The sequence below is a fragment of the Rathayibacter tanaceti genome, assembly GCF_009834165.1.
GTDB lineage: Bacteria > Actinomycetota > Actinomycetes > Actinomycetales > Microbacteriaceae > Rathayibacter > Rathayibacter tanaceti.
Map to the genome: position 1 here is coordinate 2928338 of NZ_CP047186.1, position 16268 is coordinate 2944605.

Below are 16268 nucleotides of genomic sequence, written 5' to 3' on the forward strand. Positions count from 1 at the left end.
TTATTCTCCTAACCGATATCCCACGGATCTACTCGCACTACCATCGCATCTAGGGGCTTCCCGAGCTCTAGGCCGGCCCCCTCTGCTTTCCGGCCGGCCGGTATTGCGCTTCCACCGGCTCTAATGAGAGGGTAGGCGAATTCTTGGTTCTTTGTGAGTTTCGCGTGGCGGCCGTTCTTGGCTTCGATGAAGTACAGCTCCCCAGATGGTGTCATAGCCAGGATGTCGATGCGTGTTCGGACTCCGCCAACGATGAGCGTGATCTCGGTTCCGACGAGGGTATCGCCGCGTGCTTCGAGGGCTTCGATGGAGGCTTGGACGCCTCGTTGGCCTTTCGCGACGAGGGCGGCTCCGGTGAGGCGCGGTCGGACAGGGGTGAGGGGACGATCATCCAGACGGGTGGTGGGGATGTCTCCGCCGAGGCGGCGGCTGATCCCGGTGGGCAGGTCGAGGCCGGGCGGGAGGTCCGCGTCGGAGCCGGGGGCCGCGCCCCACGGGTCCTCCGAGGTCGTTGCGCGCTCGGTGCACCAGCCGGCGCCGACCCAGGTGTCGCCGATGCCGGTGACGCCTCCGGGGGTGGCGCGGATCGGGGTGTCGCCCACGGAGAGCAGTGCGGGCGCGTACGAGGCCGTGTCCCACCACGTCGCAGCACCATTGATGCTCGCGAGTTCGCCGAGGGTGTCGACGTGCAGGGTCGTGGTGAGGTGTCCGTCGGTGACGGATTCGAGCCAGCCCGCGGCGCTCCAGGCGTAGGAGCGCTGGCCGCCGTCACTGTCCGTGACGCGGGTGCGGCGGCCGAGGCCGTCGTAGAGGGAGCTGGCTCCGCGTCGTCGTTTGGGTGACTACGGTCACCCTGCCGCGCGCATCAGTACTCTGTCCCGCCACCTACAGACGTCGAGTCCCGGTCCGGCCGCCCGTCGGAGGGCCCCGTCTTGGGCGGTACTTTCTCCTCACACGGCTGGAACTCACCGCGCCGCAGATCCAAATACGCGTGGACCTTTTCACAACCTTGCTCCCCTCGATCACCTGTATTTTCGTCTCCTTCCCCGCGAAGAGAAGGCACTAGTTGCCGGCCCGCCCCGAAGGGCCCCAATCGACGGACTCTCTTCCCTTTACGCGAGCAGCCTGTGTCAACTGGGCATCCGGTCGAGATAAGCAAGGAACTGTTCGGCAAAAATCCGATCGTAGTGGGAGGCGTGATTGGGATCTGCCTGCAAGCTTTGCGAGCTCTGCTTCAATGTGCGCCCGTGCCGCTTGCTCGCCATCATGCACAAGAATCGAAACAGCCAGCCTTTCCTGTGCAACGCGCGCGTTCGGTATCATGTTGATGCCGGAGAGTGAGGCTTATGCAAAATTGGTTTCGTTCTGGGTGAAGAAGATTAGTCCGCGGACGGCGTTGAAGGCGTCTGGGAAAGTGCGCAGTGGTCGTCTGTAGTCGGTGTGGAAGATTCGCCAGGTTTTAAGGTTAGCGATTGTTCTCTCGATCACGTAGCGGTGAGTGTTCACGAAACGGTTGTGCTGTTTCGCGTGCTCTGGCAAATGTTCTTCGCTGGGTCTCCTTTTTATTGGTGTGATCATTCCGGCGCCTTGGTAGCCTTTGTCGGCCAAAGTATTCGAGAGGTTGATGATGTCGGCCAAGTGTGATTCTCGGAATGCGTGAGCATCATGGTGTTTGCCCGGAATCGGATCCGAAATGTGGATCAGCCGACCGGAGAGATCGGCGAGGACCTGGCAGGTGTGCCCCGTGGTCTTGTGTTTGCCGGAGTACAGCTCGGGCGCGTCTGCTCAGGACCAGCACGGGAGGAGGGTCCCGTCGATGACGGCCGTCGTCTCGCCGACCGCAGCCTCGACGTCCGGCTGCTCGTCGTCGGTCACGACAGTGAGCATCGCTTCCACTAGCGCGATTGTTCGCGACACGGTCGACTGACTGACACCGACCACATCGGCGATCAACTGTTCGGTGACGTTGTGGCGATAGTAGAGAAGAGTGACCTGTAGTGCCCCGGCGAGCGACAGTCTGCGTGGCCGTCCTCGCCGCCGCTGCCACAGGAATTCGTTTTCGATCCGTTCGGCGAGAATCGCATATTGCTCGGTCGTCATCCCTGTAGTAGTCTGCTTGTGCACCGGCTGGTTCCTTTGCGAAGAGTTTCTGTTGGAAGTTGCTCTTCAAGCAAAACGGATCAGCCGGTGTTTTTCGTGACCGACACGCACTAATTTATACTGGGTCAATCGATTTTTGCATAAGCCTCTTTTTAGGACGGACCGCGGGGAAGAACGCGAACCAGAACGCCGAAGTCTGGGAGCTCGTGTACCAGCTCCAGAACACAAGGGGAGTCAGGGATATTCGAGTTGATCAGCAGCAAATCTATGCAGCCAGTGAGCGCGTCGGCATTAATCGGCGAGACCTACAGTACAAAGATGACAACAATGTCCGCCGTTACATAGAAGCGCCGCGGGCTGGCTCGAATCCGTCACCGACGGACACCTCACCACGACCCTGCACGTCGACACCCTCGGCGAACTCGCGAGCATCAATGGTGCTGCGACGTGGTGGGACACGGCCTCGTACGCGCCCGCACTGCTCGCCGTGGGCGACACACCGATCCTCGCCACCCCCGGCGGAGTCACCGGCATCGGCGACACCTGGGTCGGCGCCGGGTGGCGGGCCGAGCGCGCGACGAGCGCCGAAGACCCGTGGGGCGCAGCCGCACCCGACACGCTCCCACCCGGCATCACCCTGCCCACAGGCGTCGGCCTGACCGGGAGCGGCGGCATCTCGGTCGCGGGCCTGCAATGGCTCGGACACCGCGCCTACGACCCCGCCACCCGGGGCTTCCTGACCGTGGGCCCCCTCGACGCGGTCACCGGTGCAGGCTGGTCCGGGAACCCGTACTCCTGCGCCGGGAATGATCCCCTCCACGCCCTCGACCCGACCGGCCTCCGGCCAGTCACAGACGCGGACCTGCGCGCCTACCGCGACGGGAACAACGGCGCATTCGCCGCCGCAGGCCACTGGTGGTCGAACACCTGGGAATACGTCGCCGCCGGCGCCATGGTCGTCGCGGGCGTCGCCTTGATGTTCACCGGAGTCGGCACCCTCGCCGGAATGGCTCTCGTCGGAGCCGCGTCCGGAGCCTTCCTGGCCGGCGGCATCTCCGTCGCAACCCAGAAAGCCACGACCGGCGAACGCGCCCGATTCGGCGCTCGCCAATTTGTCGTGCACCGTCCAGACCCGGACCGGTCTGCGGGTCTCGCGGAGACGATCAGGGTGATCGAGTTGACGCAGGATAGTCGCTGGACTTTCCACACCTACGGGGACCCGCTGCCGTTCGAGGAGGTCTCCGCCTATACGAACCGTCGTATCGCGGACCGCTTCACTCCCGAGATGCTCGCCGACTACTGCGCCACCTACGGCCTACATCCTTTCGATGACGACTTCTTCCCAGGCCCCTCCTACATCCTCGAACAAGTACACAAGGCGAAGCAGATAGCCGAACCCGAGACGTTCGCGCAAGCGCAAGCCCGCTTAGGCATCGTCCCCCGCGGCAACGACCAGGAAGAGAGCACACCATGACAGACACCACACCGCGGCCTCCGGAGGACGAGGGCGTCACCGACCGCGACCTTCTCCACGCCACCCTCCCCCTGGCCATCACCGAAGCGTCCCCGCACTACCCCACCGCCACCCTCACCGGCCCCGACTGGCGCCTGGATCTCGACTGCGACTGGGCCCTCACCACTCCCGCGGGACGCGTCACCGGCGAACACCCCCGCGACGCGTTCACGACAGCGTTCGCGAGCCTCACGGGACGGACCATCGTCCGCATCGACTGCGAAGCCGACGCCTACGACCCCATCCTTACCCTCGACGACGGCTCCACCCTCGAAATCCTCGGCGGGAAAGACAACGACCCCTGGCACTGGAGCATCGGCGACACCGTCGACCTCGAAGGCCCCGACACCGACACCCACAACGACTTCCTCGCCGGCAACTGGAACTACCTCCCCGACAACTGAAGCAGAACGGGTCCATCACCGCCGGCCGCGACTCTCTCGAGCCGCTCCTCCTCTCCCAGGCTTCTGCGGAACTCTCGGTCCGCGGCGATGACATCGGTGCGCATCAGGGAGTCCCGACCACGCGGCAGGGCTCGGCGGGCAGGAGCGTTCACGCAGAAGTCGAACCGGTGTGCCGTCGGGGCCGATGGACGCGGTGGAGAGCGACACGCGCGCCAGAACGCGGGAGTCGAGAGTTCTCCGCCGTCAGAGCCGGCGCTCGCGCTCGATGCTGACGATCGCGCGCCGGAGCGCCTCCGAGCTGACCGGCTTCGTGAGACGCGCAGCAACCTCCGTCTCGACGCCCGACGGCACGCCGACCCGCTCGAGGATCCCCGTCACGAGGACGAACGGCGGAGGATCCGCGAGCCCGTCGAGGGAAGCGAGGATGTCGATGCCGGTCCCCGAGGAGAGCCGGTAGTCGGACACGATCAGGTCGAACACTCCGCCCGCGAGCGCCGCGAGCGCCTCCGGGACGTCCTCCACCTCCTCCACGACCCACTCCGAGCGCCGCAGCAGACGGCTCAGGACGAGTCGCGAGACGATGTCGTCGTCGACGACGAGAGCGCGTCCCGGGGTCACGGCGCCTCCTCCCGGTCGACCATCGTGAACAGGTCCTCGAACCGTGTCAGCCGGAAGATGCGCAGCGCGTCCTCCGCGACGGGCCGGACCAGAACGAGCGAGGCCCCGGTCAGCGCGCGATCGCGTCGAGCGCGGGCCAGGACCGCGAGCCCTGCACTGTCGAGGAACGTGACGGCGTTGAGATCGATCACCAGGTGCGGCGCCGCAGCCGCAGGGCCCTGCAGCACCGCCTCGCGGACTCGCGGCGCCTCCGCGACGTCGAAGCGGCCGGCGAGGGTGACCCTGACCGGTGCGCCCGGTGCGGTCTCGATCGTGATGCCCAGTCCGTCAGGCACGATCGCGTCCCAGGTCGAAGGTCAGGGTCAGCTCGTTGCCCGCCGCGGTGCGGCGGTGAGAGAGCCCGTCCACGAGCGAGCGGATGATCTTCACGCCGAAGCCGCGCTCCTGCAGGGCACCCAGGGCGGGGAGCGGCACGCGTGCGAGATCGAAGTCGGCGCCCGCGTCGGTGACGCGTACCGTCAGCCGGTCGTCCTCGAGCACGAGGTCGAGGTCGATCACCGCGCCGGAAGGCAGACCGGCGTGGTCGATGACGTTGATGCACGCCTCGTGGACGGCCAGTTCGGCGCGCGCCAGGAGCGACGCGGCGACCGCCGGATCCAGCCGCTGGGCCGCCTCGCGCAGCCAGTCGCCCACCGACCGGACGGCGAGGACGCGGGGCTCCAGCTGCAGCCGCGAGCGGACGAGCACGTTCACGAGCGCCCCTCCGCACCGGCGAGCACCACGAGGGTGGAATCGTCCGACGAGGGGCTCCCCGCGGCGAACTCCGTCACCGTCTCGAACACGACCCGGCCCAGCTCCGCAGGACGTCTGGACACGGCGGGCGGCCACCGCCTCCGCACTCGGCGGCGGGCGCACAGCGCGCCCGGGGCGGTCACGTTCCGCTGACGCGGGCGGTGAGGTCGTCGGCCCAGGCCTTCGCGAGGGCGCGGAACTCGTCGTCGGTGTGCGACGTCGATCCCTCGATCCGGCTCTCGTCGAGGGCGAGGAAGGCGGTGCGGACGTCGGCGACGGCGGGGTCCGTGGTCGTGAACCAGTGCGCCGCGGCGGCCGAGGCCTTCTCGGCGCTGCCGCCGAAGCGGGCGTCGAGGAACCGCCGGTACCTCGTGCGGTACCCGTCGGCGTAGTAGCTGCGCAGCGCTGACGCGACCGGAGTCGCGCCCCCGGCCGTCAGCAGACCGAGCACGCAGCCGTCGACGTCGGCCTGATGGGCACCGGCGTCGAAGCTCCCGCGTCGGCCGATCGCCGCCCGGCCGAAGTCGTACGGATCAGGGCGCTCGCCCGAGTTCCGTGCACGCGTGTACTCCACGAGTGTCCGGGTGAGATCGCCCGCCCAGCCCAGGAAGTCGCCGACGGTCGAGGTGCCCGGATCCGTCGGCACTCCGGAGCATCGGGCACCGGTCATCGCGGCGGCGAGGCGGTCGACGGGCATCAGCGTGGACACCTCGGGGCCGATGGTGTGGAACACGCGCTCGTGCTTCTCGCCCTCGACCGCCGAGAGGAATTCCCGGTTCACGGGGCCCGCGGCCCGCTCCCAGACCCCGTCCGCGTAGCGGGGCGAGCGGAGGAACTGGAGCATCAGATCGTCGGGGCCGACTCCACCGGCGGACGGCGCGAAGGCCGCGGCTCTGCCGGAGAGCCAGTCCGCGTAGTCGGGGAACGTCTGCGCCGGATCGAACGCGTCAGCTCCCGAGTCGCGGCCGGACGCGATGTTCTTGTCGATGTTCATCGCATCGGTGCCCGAGCCGATCACGTATTCTTTCACCTGATCGAACGCCCATCCCTGCGGCAGCGGGAAGCCCAGATTGCCGCTGTAACCGGTCGACATCCCGCTCACGAAGCACAGGCTCGCGAGCCCCTTCTCTCGCACGATCCGACAGGTGTTGCGCGCGGCGTAGATCCCCACCGCATAGCGGCTGCCGACACTCGCGAGGCCGTCCTTCACTCCCTGGAAGTGCGGCACGACGGCGCTGTTCACCTCTGTCTCGAGAGCGTCGAAATCGACCGCGAAGTAGATCGTCGCCCCGGCCCGGAAGCCGTAGCCGCGGGCTGCGGCGTGCGCTTTCTGCGCGGCCGCGAATCCGCGGGCGTACGAGAAGCCGTCGACGGCGTCGCCCCCCTCCTGGAAGATCGGGAAGACGCGTAGTCCGGCTCCGGTGATGGCCGCCAACTCGCCCGGCTGGATCTTCTTGTCGTTGTAGTCCGCGACCGGAGTGTTCGTGAGGTAGCGCCCGATCACCCTGTAGCCGTTGTCCGTGAGGAGCCGGGCGCGGGCCGGGGTGACGTGATCGGTGCTGCAGTCGGCTGCGGTCGCGCCCTGCTCCGCGCTCCGCTCGGGGTCGCCCGAGCTCACCAGGAGCGAGCACCACGTCGCGTAGTCGGCGTTCCCCGAGGCGGGCAGCGCCGCGAACCCCTGGAACGACCGGACTGCGGCGACCACGGCGGGGCTGTACGAACCGTCGTAGGGGCCGTCGGTGTAGTAGCCGTTGGCGACCAGCCCCGCCTGGAGGAGGTGGATGAGGTATCCGGTGGAGTCGACGGTGCCCGGCGTCGTGGTGGGCGCGGCGTCCTTCAGCTTCGACCGGGTCATCGGCCCGACATCGCCCGTGGCCACTCCGTCGGCGATCCCCAGCTCGAACTGGAGGGCGAAGACGAGTCCCTGCTGGACGCCCCGCGAGAACAGACCGTCGGAGGGGAGGACGAAGAAGTCAGCGCGATCGATGTAGCGCTTGTTCAGCGACTGCTGGATCGTGCGGATCAGTGCCGTGCCGCCGGAGCCCAGGACGTAGGAGTCCATCGTGAGCAGGCTCTTCATCATCTTGGGAGTGACGTCCGCGGCCGCCGCGAACCCCATGTCGGTGCGCAACCGCGCTATCGCCGACGAGGTCTTCTGGTCGAGCGTCTTCCAGGTCGTCCCACCCCAGTAGCCCTTGCACCACAGGGCGCACTGGAGGAGCGCGACGACGTTCTTGTTCGGCGTCGCATTCGTGATCGAGGGGTACGCGGCGGTGAGCGCCGACAGTGTCCCGGGACCGAAGCTGTCCGAGTGCTCGGACAGGCCGAGCTCGATCTGCAGCGCTCGGGTGAGCGCGAACATCGTGCTCCAGCCGCTCGTGCCGGTCTCGGGCGCCGGGGAATAGCCGGCGACCCCCTTATAGGTCGAATTGACCCACTGCTGCGACTTCAGGACCCATTCGTCCGCCATTGCTCTCCCTCTCAGACCGTTCCCGCAGTGACGCCGCCGACCTGTGGCGAGCCGGAGCCCGTGAGATCGGTCAGGTCGGACATTCCCGTCGCCCGCGCCCCGTCCGGCCCCGAGAAGGAGGCCGAGGCGTAGACGATGCTGGACACAGCGGGCACGGGATCCGGCGACGACGCCGAGACGGCCACGTCGATCGACGCCCCCGCCTCGACGGCCCGGTTGAGCGTGACGCTGAGCGTCCGGCGCTGATCGGTCGCCGCCTCGGCGACATCGAGGGCGGAGGAGTCCCACGGAACGCGGACGGCGGGCCGCCCGCTGGCCGCGTCGACCTGCAGCTGCGCCGGGACCGGGGTGACGCCCGTCACGCTGCACGCGGCGACCATCCGCGCGTCGAGATCGAGGGTGAGGACGGAGCCGGCGGGGATGGCGGCGGGGCCGACACTCGTGCAGCGGATCGAGCGCGGGTAGCGGTAGGAACTCCCCGGGATCGCGGTGTCTCCGATGGAGGCCCAGGTAGCGGCCAGCTCGACGCCCCAGGCCGGGGCGCCCGCCGGCGACTCCGCGGCCGCCCACTCGACGCTCGCGAGCTCTGCACCCGCCTCGTCGAGGATCGTCACCTGGATCGGCAGCGGAGCATCGATGTTCTCGGCCGGGTACGCGACCCGGACCGTGAGCGGCACTCCCACGCACAGCAGGGGCGCGGAGTCACCGTCGGAGAGGTCGGGCACCGCGTACGAGACGGTCGACTGCGCGGGCGGCCGCTGCTCCGAGACGTCGGTGGGGCAGAACTCGTAGTGGTCGCCGTGCGCGACGACGGCCCCGTCTGCGGCCGCGAAGAGCCTGCTGTCGTAGCGGACGACGACACGGATCGCTCCCGGCCGACTGAGCCGCACGTGCTCGGACAGCGAGTACGCGACGGACCTGCGGACCGAGAAGTCCGCGCTCGGGAACTGGAGGGTCGTGACCTCGCCGGGCTCGATCGTCGCCGCGAGAGCGGGCGGAGCCGAGGCGGAGGCCGGATCAGGAGCGGTCCCCGCCAGGATCACCGGCGCACTGCCGATGGCCGTGATGAGGAGTTGTCGTCGGCTGAACAGCATCAGGGGACGGGCCCTCTCGGGTTGCTCCGCCTCCTCGTCCAGGACATGCGTGGAGCGCGGATGTCACAGACGATAGGTCCCGAAACGATGACAGAGGTGGGAGGAGACCCCATGGACGTTCAGAATCCGCCGGTGCACCCGCGGAGAAAGGCCGCACCGGGGAGCAGCGGATCGACTCCGCCGGTGCCCGGCGCAGATCCTGCGACATAATTCGCCTATGAGCAAGAAGATCGACGCTGCGCATCGCGCGCTGACAGAGGCCCTCGACAAGCACGCCCGACTCGTCTCGGACAAGTCGTCCAAGCCGCGCAAGGTCGAACGTGCGGGAGCCGAGCTGCGCGCGGCGACGAAGGCGTACGCCGCGCTCGTCTCGGCCCGCACCGGCACAGCGAGCCCCTTCGCCGACATCGCCGACCCGCGCCTCGACAAGCCGACGATCGCGTCGCTCCGGGCCGAACGCGACGCCATCGCCACTCGGATCGCGGGGCACGAGGCCGCCTCCGGCGACGACGGACCGCTCGCGAGCTGACCACCCAGCGGCCTTCCGAGTCGCCGTGTTACGCGCGCGTTTCGCGCGCCTCCCACCACCTTCGTACGGTGGGATCCGGGATCCGCGCTGTCGCGGCGTCACGCGATCGGAGGCCGGTCGCAGCGCCGGCGGTGACCAAGCACCGCGGCGGACGCGGCACCGCTCGGATCCTCCCCACGGAAGGATCCCCACCAGCATGTCCCTGCGCACTCGACTCCTCGCGACCTCCGCGATCGCCGCCTCAGCGGCCCTCCTCCTCGCCGGCTGCGCCGGAGCGGGCGGAGGCGACGACACCGTCCGCATCGGCGTGGTCGGCGCCAGCGACCCCTACTGGGCCACCTACGAGAAGGCCGCCGCCGACGCCGGTATCGACGTCGAGATCGTCGACTTCACCGACTACAACCAGCCCAACCCCGCGCTGACCGAGGGGGAGATCGACCTCAACCAGTTCCAGCACATCGCCTACCTGGCGCAGTACAACACCTCGGCCGACGCCGACCTCGTGCCGATCGGCACGACCGCGATCTACCCGCTCGGCCTGTACTCCGAGAAGTACGACGACGTCGCCGACATCCCGGACGGCTCGACCATCGCGATCCCGAACGATCAGACCAACCAGGCGCGCGCCCTGCTGGTGCTCCAGTCGGCCGGTCTCGTCGAGCTGAAGGACGGCGGAGGCGTGCTCTCGGACGTGGACGACGTCGAGTCCACCTCGAAGGTCAAGGTCACCGCTCTGGAGGCCTCGCTCACCCCGACCTCGCTCCCCGACGTCGCGGCGGCGATCATCAACAACGACTTCATCGAGAACGCGGGCCTGAAGGCCGAGGACGCGATCGCGCAGGACGACCCCAACGATCCGTCCGCCCTGCTCTACGCGAACATCTTCGCGGCGCGGTCGGCCGACGCCGACAACGAGACCTACGCGAAGCTCGTCTCGATCTACCAGGACAGCCAGGACGTGCTCGACGGAGTCTCGGAGCAGTCCGGCGGCACCGCCGTGTTCCTGAAGACCCCGGCCTCCGAGCTCACGACCTCGCTCGAGGCCGCGGAGAAGGACCTCGGCGCGGGCTCCTGAACTGCCTCCCCCTCCCGCCGCAGCCCGGAGGCGCCGGTCCGGCCGTGACCCCTCACCGGGTGCCCGGCCGGATCGGCGCCTCCCGTGACACCGACAGAAAGGGCGCCCCGTGCCGCTCATCCGACTCACCGACGTGCGCAAGGTGTACCCGGCTCCCACCCGCGCAGCGGAGCCGGCGGCCGCGGTCGACGGCGTCAGCCTCGAGATCGAAGCGGGCGACGTCTACGGCGTGATCGGATACTCCGGAGCGGGCAAGAGCACCCTCGCGCGCCTGATCAACGCCCTCGAACCGGCCACGAGCGGCAGCATCGAGATCGACGGCCGCGAGACCGTCGGGCTCCCCGAGCGGGAGTTGCGCCGCCTCCGCCTGGGCATCGGGATGATCTTCCAGCAGTTCAACCTGTTCGGATCCAAGACGGTGCAGCAGAACGTGGCCTATCCGCTCCAGGTCGCCGGAGTCCCGCGCACCGAGCAGCGCACTCGGGTCGACGAGATGCTGCGCTTCGTGGGCCTCTCGGACAAGGCGCACAGTCACCCGGAGCAGCTCTCCGGTGGGCAGAAGCAGCGCGTCGGCATCGCCCGCGCCCTCGCGGCCTCCCCGCGCATCCTCCTCGCCGACGAGGCCACCAGCGCCCTCGACCCCGACACCACGGGCGAGGTGCTGGCCCTGCTCCGACGGATCAACGAGGAGCTGGGCGTCACCATCGTCGTGATCACGCACGAGATGGACGTGGTGCAGCAGCTCGCGACGAAGGTCGCGGTGATGGAGTCGGGACGCATCGTCGAGCGCGGCCCGGTCTTCGACGTGTTCTCGGCGCCGCGCGAGCCGGTCACCCGCCGCTTCGTGTCGACGGTGGTCCGCTCGGTGCCCTCGCCTGCGGAGGCGTCGGTGCTGCGCGCGCGCCACCGGGGCCGGCTGGTCACGCTCTCGTTCTCGGACGGCTCCGCCTCGCAGGGCGACGTCTTCACCGAGATCGCGGCGGCCGGCGTGCCGCTCGAACTCGTCTACGGAGGCATCACGGACGTCCGCGGGCGCGCCTTCGGGCATCTCACGGTCGCCCTCGACGCCTCCGACGACGTCGTCGACCCTCTCCTCGCCCGCCTCGGCGCCCGCGTCGCCCTCACGGAGGTCCCCCGGTGAACGAGCTGATCCCGCTCCTGCCCAAGCTCGCCGAAGCCACGGGCGAGACCCTCTACATCGTGGCGCTCAGCCTCCTGTTCGGCGGCCTCGGCGGCCTGCTGATCGGGCTGGGCCTCGCGCTGACCCGCGGCGGGGCGCTCTACGCGAACCGCGTGGTCTACGGGCTGCTCAACGTGATCGTGAACATCTTCCGGCCGATCCCGTTCATCATCTTCATCGCCGCCGCGCAGCCGCTGGCCCGGCTCGTGGTCGGCTCCGGGATCGGCACCGACGCGATCGTCTTCACCCTCTCGCTCGGCGCGGCGTTCGGCATCGGCCGGATCGTCGAGCAGAACCTGCTGACCGTGCAGCCCGGAGTGATCGAAGCCGCCCGCTCTGTCGGAGCGAGCCGCTTCCGCATCGTGCGGACCGTCCTGCTGCCCGAGGCGCTCGGGCCGCTGATCCTCGGCTACACGTTCGTGGTCGTGTCCGTCATCGACATGTCGGCGGTGGCCGGCGCGATCGGCGCGGGCGGGCTCGGCAACTTCGCGATCCAGTACGGCTACCGGCAGTTCGAGCCGGTGGTGACCTGGGCCGCGGTGCTCGTGATCATCGTGATCGTGCAGCTCGTACAGCTGCTCGGGAACGTCCTGGCGCGCCGCGTCCTGCGGCGCTGAGCGACGACGCCTCGCTCTCGATCTCCCTCGCGCACCGATCGCCTGCCTGCCGTTCACGGGTGGCGTCGACACGGGCGCTACCGGCCGGGCGGGCCCACGGAGGAGCCCATTCGAGGGCTGCACCCGTCAGAACGTGACGCGCCCGGTCGTCAACCTGGCGGGAGTGGGCGCGGATCGGGTGCAGGCCGTCGATCCCTGAACGCGCCCGCTCGGGCGGCCCGATGGGAGCCGTGCCGAGGGCGACGCTGCGCTCCGGCGTCTCCGGTGGACCGGGTCCTGCCTGCGGGTGCTGGCCGGACGATGCCGTGCGGCCGGGTGCCCCTGTGCAGGCATCGCGGCCGCCGGCCGCTCCGAGCGGATGCAGGACGCCCTCCGGCTCGTGACGAGCCGCCTCGTGCCTGCCTGTCCCCCTGAACCGAAGCACGCGGCACTGGCCTGACGCGAGCCTGCGCACTGTCCGCGCTCACGTCGAGCCCGCGCGCGTCGATTCCGCGAGCATCTGCCCGGACACGTCGAGTCCGGACACGTCGAGTCCGGACACGTCGTGCGCCCACACGGGGACGCCGCGCACGTCGTGCCCGCGGCGTCCCCGACGGCGGCCCGCGTACTCCGCCCTCGCGTGCCGGACGGGCGGAGTGCAGCGGGGCTCAGTAGCGCGGCTTGCGCTCCGGGCGCTCGGAGGAGCGGCTCGGGCCGCCGGGGCGGCCACCGCGGTCGGCGCCGGCGCGGCTGGGGCGGCGGTCGGGCTTGAGCTCGATCAGCTGACCGCTGATCCGCGTGTCGGCGAGGCGGTCGAGCACCTCCTGCGGCAGGTCGGCGGGGAGCTCGACGATCGAGAAGTCCGGGCGGATGTCGATGTGCCCGAAGTCGCCGCGGTTGAGACCGCCCTCGTTCGCGAGGGCGCCCACGATCTGCCGGGGCTCGACGCGCTGGCGGCGGCCGACCTCGATCCGGTAGGAGGCGAGAGCGCCGTTCGCCGTGCGCTGCCGACGCTCGGGGCGCTCACTGCGGTCGCGATCGAAGCGGTCGCCCCGGTCACCGCGTTCGGGACGGGAGTCGCGGTCGTCGCGCTCGCGGCGGGCGAAACGGGGGTCGTCCGGCGAGAGGAGGAGCGGCTCGTCGCCCTGGGCGACGATCGCCAGCGCCGCCGCGACGTCGGACTCGACCACGTCGTGATGCTCGACGTAGTGGCCGATGATGTCGCGGAAGCGCTGCAGGCGCTCGGTGTCGGCGAGCGCCGCGGTGATGGCGTCGTCGAAGCGTGAGAGCCGGGTGACATTGACGTCCTCGACGCTGGGCATCCGCATCTCGGTGAGAGGCTGGCGGGTGGCCTTCTCGATCGCGGCGAGGAGGCGGCGCTCGCGCGGCGTGACGAAGCTGATCGCTGCTCCGCTGCGCCCCGCGCGACCGGTGCGACCGATGCGGTGCACATACGACTCGGTGTCGATCGGGATGTCGTAGTTGACGACGTGGCTGATCCGCTCGACATCGAGGCCGCGCGCGGCGACGTCGGTGGCGACGAGGATGTCGAGCTTGCCCGACTTGAGCTGCTCGACGGTGCGCTCGCGCTGGGCCTGGGCGACGTCTCCGCTGATCGCTGCCGCCGTGTAGCCACGGGCGCGCAGCTTCTCGGCGAGCGTCTCGGTCTCGCTCTTGGTGCGGACGAAGACGATCATGCCCTCGAAGTTCTCGACCTCGAGGATGCGCGTGAGCGCGTCGACCTTCTGGGGGTAGGAGACCATGAGGTAGCGCTGCGTGGTGTTGACGGAGGTCGTGGTCTTGTTCTTGACCGTGATCTCCTCCGGCTCCTTCAGGTACTTGCCCGAGATGCGGCGGATCTGCGAGGGCATCGTCGCCGAGAAGAGCGCGATCTGCTTCTCGACCGGAGTGTCGGCGAGGATCGTCTCGACGTCTTCGGCGAAGCCCATCTTGAGCATCTCGTCGGCCTCGTCCAGCACCAGGTACTTGAGCGCCGAGAGGTCGAGCGTGCCCTTCTCGAGGTGGTCCATGATGCGGCCCGGGGTGCCGACGACGACGTGCACGCCGCGGCGCAGCGCGGAGAGCTGCGTGCCGTAGCCCTGGCCGCCGTAGACGGGGAGCACGTGGACGCCGCGCAGGTTCGACGCGTAGCGCTCGAACGCCTCGCAGACCTGGAGCGCCAGCTCACGGGTCGGCGCCAGCACGAGCGCCTGTGGCGTCTTCTGCGAGACGTCGAGGCGCGAGAGGATCGGCAGCGCGAACGCCGCCGTCTTGCCGGTGCCGGTCTGGGCGACGCCGAGGACGTCACGGCCGGAGAGGAGCGAGGGGATCGTCGCGGCCTGGATGGCCGAGGGCGTCTCGTAGCCGACCTCCTTGAGCGCCTTGAGGACGGGCTCGCTGAGGCCAAGACCGGAGAACGTGAGGGAGGGAGACTCGTCCGCGGGGGCGGAGGCCGCGACAGGAGCGGTCTGCTCGCCGGCGTGAGTCTCGGGGACGGAATCGGATGTATCGGTGGACGCCATGCTGCAACGGTAGGCCGTCGAGCGCCTCCACGGTGGCCGCATCGCCCGCAGACGGCCGGATCGTCGCCGATCCGGACCCTGTGGAGGCGGCTCTGAAGCGCCGGCGGTCCGCCCCGGGTCGCGTCCACGGCGCAGCCGAGGAGGAGGAGCGTGCCTCTCGCACGCTCCGTCCGCGTCAGGACGATTCCGACCCCGGCGAGCAGTGCGCCGGCGACCACAGCCGACGTCAGCTCCGCAGCCACGATCCCGCTCACGGTGAGGCCGCCCACAGGGCGCTCGCGGGAGGCGTCAGCCGGTGAAGTCGAGCAGGACCTTGCTCGAGCGTGTCGCGTCGCGGGCGAGCTCGAAGGCCTCGAGAGCCCGGTCGAGCGGAAGCACCTGGGTGACGACGGGCTCGACCGCGAGGGTGCCGTCGGCGAGCGCCGCGAGCACCTCGTCGATCTCGTCGACGAAGCGGAACGAGCCGATGAGACGCAGCTCGCGCGTGATCGCGAGAGAGATCAGCGCGGGCTGCTCGCCGGAGGGCAGCAGGCCGACCATGACGACGGTCGCGCCGCGCCCCGCTCCGCGAACCGCCGACATCAGCCCGCGAGCGCTGCCCGACGACTCGAAGACGACGTCGGCGCCGACGGCGGCGATCGCCTCGGCGTCGGTCGCGGCGATCGTCCGGGTCGCGCCGACGGCGCGGGCCACCGCGAGCGGCTCCTCCGCGAGGTCGACGGCGATGATCTCGGATGCCCCCGCTCGCTGGAGCACAGCGACGATCAGGGCTCCGATCGGACCGCTGCCGATGACCAGGGCACGGCGGCCTGCGATCTCGCCCGCTCGCGAGACGGCATGCCAGGCGACGCTCGCAGGCTCGGCCAGCGCCGCCTCCCGCAGCCCCAGACCGGCGGGCAGCTCGCGCAGCATGCGCGCCGGCAGCACCGCGTGCCGGGCGAACGCGCCCTGCTCGTGCGGGAATCGGGCCGCACTGCCGAGATAGGTGCCCTCGGAGGCGAGGTTCGGCCGGCCGGGCGGCCACTCGCCGTGCGCCGTGGCGGGGTGCACAGCGACCTCGGCTCCGACGCTCGGCCCGGAGCCGTCGGCCGCGGCCTCGACGACTGTGCCGACCACCTCGTGCCCGAGCGTGAGGGGCTCGCGGAGGATCGACTCTCCCGCCGCGCCGTGTGTCCAGTAGTGCAGATCGGAGCCGCAGATCCCTCCGTAGGCGATCGCGACGAGGGCCTCGGAGGCGGCGCGCGCGGGCAGCGGCGCCTCCTCGACCCGGAGGTCGCCGGCGGCGTGCACGACGACGCGGGTGGTCGTGGCGGGGAGGGAGGTGCTCGGTGCGCTCATGCTGCTCTCGTTCGCTGCGGGTGGAGGAGGGGCGATG

General features: G+C 69.7%; 17 protein-coding genes. 6 read left to right on the forward strand and 11 right to left on the reverse strand.

Annotation, left to right across the window (positions count from 1 at the left end; all coding sequences use genetic code 11):
- Positions 1–8: 8 nt before the first annotated feature.
- The 3 genes from GSU10_RS13830 to GSU10_RS15355 form a co-directional block, all read right to left on the reverse strand.
- Entirely contained in the window at positions 9–602 is a 594-nt protein-coding gene (locus GSU10_RS13830; RefSeq protein WP_241972938.1) for a nuclease-related domain-containing protein, read from the reverse strand.
- Positions 603–1344: 742 nt separating this feature from the next.
- The gene (locus GSU10_RS13835) at positions 1345–1770 is read right to left on the reverse strand and encodes a transposase family protein (protein WP_208859929.1); all 426 of its coding nucleotides are present in this window, start codon (positions 1768–1770) and stop codon (positions 1345–1347) included.
- A gap of 15 nt (positions 1771–1785) precedes the next feature.
- On the reverse strand, positions 1786–2124 hold the full coding sequence (locus tag GSU10_RS15355) for a helix-turn-helix domain-containing protein (protein WP_208859919.1): 339 nt from the start codon (positions 2122–2124) through the stop codon (positions 1786–1788).
- A 463-nt stretch (positions 2125–2587) separates the two neighbouring features.
- On the opposite strand from GSU10_RS15355, the gene GSU10_RS13845 reads away from it, so the two are divergent.
- Both GSU10_RS13845 and GSU10_RS13850 read left to right on the forward strand, forming a co-directional pair.
- Positions 2588–3574, forward strand: a complete 987-nt coding sequence (locus GSU10_RS13845) for an RHS repeat-associated core domain-containing protein (protein ID WP_159316554.1) — start codon at positions 2588–2590, stop codon at positions 3572–3574.
- A complete protein-coding gene (locus tag GSU10_RS13850) occupies positions 3571–4017 on the forward strand; it encodes a hypothetical protein (RefSeq protein ID WP_068212285.1) in 447 nt (148 codons plus the stop codon). The genes GSU10_RS13845 and GSU10_RS13850 overlap by 4 nt, the downstream gene beginning before the upstream one ends.
- 243 nt (positions 4018–4260) lie before the next feature.
- On the opposite strand, the gene GSU10_RS13855 is transcribed toward GSU10_RS13850, so the two are convergent.
- From GSU10_RS13855 to GSU10_RS13875, 6 genes are read right to left on the reverse strand one after another with little or no spacing between them, the layout of a single operon-like run.
- Positions 4261–4635 (reverse strand): response regulator, encoded by a 375-nt coding sequence (locus GSU10_RS13855; protein ID WP_132505381.1) that lies wholly within the window; start codon positions 4633–4635, stop codon positions 4261–4263.
- Positions 4632–4970 carry an STAS domain-containing protein gene (locus GSU10_RS13860; protein WP_068212289.1) on the reverse strand — a complete coding sequence of 113 codons (339 nt, stop codon included), beginning with the start codon at positions 4968–4970 and terminating at the stop codon, positions 4632–4634. The genes GSU10_RS13855 and GSU10_RS13860 overlap by 4 nt, the downstream gene beginning before the upstream one ends.
- The gene (locus GSU10_RS13865; protein ID WP_068212296.1) at positions 4963–5388 is read right to left on the reverse strand and encodes an ATP-binding protein; all 426 of its coding nucleotides are present in this window, start codon (positions 5386–5388) and stop codon (positions 4963–4965) included. Before GSU10_RS13865 ends, GSU10_RS13860 begins: the two co-directional genes overlap by 8 nt.
- Positions 5385–5510, reverse strand: coding sequence for a hypothetical protein (locus GSU10_RS15610; RefSeq protein ID WP_269085077.1), 126 nt, complete (start codon positions 5508–5510; stop codon positions 5385–5387). Before GSU10_RS15610 ends, GSU10_RS13865 begins: the two co-directional genes overlap by 4 nt.
- Positions 5511–5566: 56 nt before the next feature.
- A complete protein-coding gene (locus tag GSU10_RS13870) occupies positions 5567–7897 on the reverse strand; it encodes a glycoside hydrolase domain-containing protein (protein WP_068212297.1) in 2331 nt (776 codons plus the stop codon).
- Positions 7898–7908: 11 nt separating this feature from the next.
- A complete protein-coding gene (locus GSU10_RS13875) occupies positions 7909–8991 on the reverse strand; it encodes a hypothetical protein (protein ID WP_068212299.1) in 1083 nt (360 codons plus the stop codon).
- 217 nt (positions 8992–9208) lie between these two features.
- Here GSU10_RS13875 and GSU10_RS13880 point away from each other — a divergent pair, with 217 nt between their 5' ends.
- The 4 genes from GSU10_RS13880 to GSU10_RS13895 all read left to right on the forward strand — a co-directional run bounded on the left by GSU10_RS13880 (position 9209) and on the right by GSU10_RS13895 (position 12392).
- Positions 9209–9520 carry a hypothetical protein gene (locus tag GSU10_RS13880; protein ID WP_068212301.1) on the forward strand — a complete coding sequence of 104 codons (312 nt, stop codon included), beginning with the start codon at positions 9209–9211 and terminating at the stop codon, positions 9518–9520.
- A gap of 196 nt (positions 9521–9716) precedes the next feature.
- The gene (locus GSU10_RS13885) at positions 9717–10595 is read left to right on the forward strand and encodes a MetQ/NlpA family ABC transporter substrate-binding protein (RefSeq protein WP_068212303.1); all 879 of its coding nucleotides are present in this window, start codon (positions 9717–9719) and stop codon (positions 10593–10595) included.
- A gap of 109 nt (positions 10596–10704) precedes the next feature.
- On the forward strand, positions 10705–11736 hold the full coding sequence (locus tag GSU10_RS13890) for a methionine ABC transporter ATP-binding protein (protein WP_068212305.1): 1032 nt from the start codon (positions 10705–10707) through the stop codon (positions 11734–11736).
- A complete protein-coding gene (locus GSU10_RS13895) occupies positions 11733–12392 on the forward strand; it encodes a methionine ABC transporter permease (protein ID WP_068212306.1) in 660 nt (219 codons plus the stop codon). The genes GSU10_RS13890 and GSU10_RS13895 overlap by 4 nt, the downstream gene beginning before the upstream one ends.
- A 647-nt stretch (positions 12393–13039) precedes the next feature.
- Here the strand turns inward: GSU10_RS13895 and GSU10_RS13900 are convergent.
- The gene (locus GSU10_RS13900; protein ID WP_132505378.1) at positions 13040–14893 is read right to left on the reverse strand and encodes a DEAD/DEAH box helicase; all 1854 of its coding nucleotides are present in this window, start codon (positions 14891–14893) and stop codon (positions 13040–13042) included.
- A gap of 288 nt (positions 14894–15181) precedes the next feature.
- A complete protein-coding gene (locus GSU10_RS13905) occupies positions 15182–16231 on the reverse strand; it encodes an L-idonate 5-dehydrogenase (RefSeq protein WP_132505375.1) in 1050 nt (349 codons plus the stop codon).
- Between the last annotated feature and the right edge of the window lie 37 nt (positions 16232–16268).

Bases quoted from the DNA above. Each gene is read 5' to 3' on its own strand.
- GSU10_RS13850 (WP_068212285.1), top strand. From the start codon at position 3,571: ATGACAGACACCACACCGCGGCCTCCGGAGGACGAGGGCGTCACCGAC.
- GSU10_RS13870 (WP_068212297.1), bottom strand. From the start codon at position 7,897: ATGGCGGACGAATGGGTCCTGAAGTCGCAGCAGTGGGTCAATTCGACC.
- GSU10_RS13875 (WP_068212299.1), bottom strand. From the start codon at position 8,991: ATGCTGTTCAGCCGACGACAACTCCTCATCACGGCCATCGGCAGTGCG.
- GSU10_RS13880 (WP_068212301.1), top strand. From the start codon at position 9,209: ATGAGCAAGAAGATCGACGCTGCGCATCGCGCGCTGACAGAGGCCCTC.
- GSU10_RS13885 (WP_068212303.1), top strand. From the start codon at position 9,717: ATGTCCCTGCGCACTCGACTCCTCGCGACCTCCGCGATCGCCGCCTCA.
- GSU10_RS13900 (WP_132505378.1), bottom strand. From the start codon at position 14,893: ATGGCGTCCACCGATACATCCGATTCCGTCCCCGAGACTCACGCCGGC.
- GSU10_RS13905 (WP_132505375.1), bottom strand. From the start codon at position 16,231: ATGAGCGCACCGAGCACCTCCCTCCCCGCCACGACCACCCGCGTCGTC.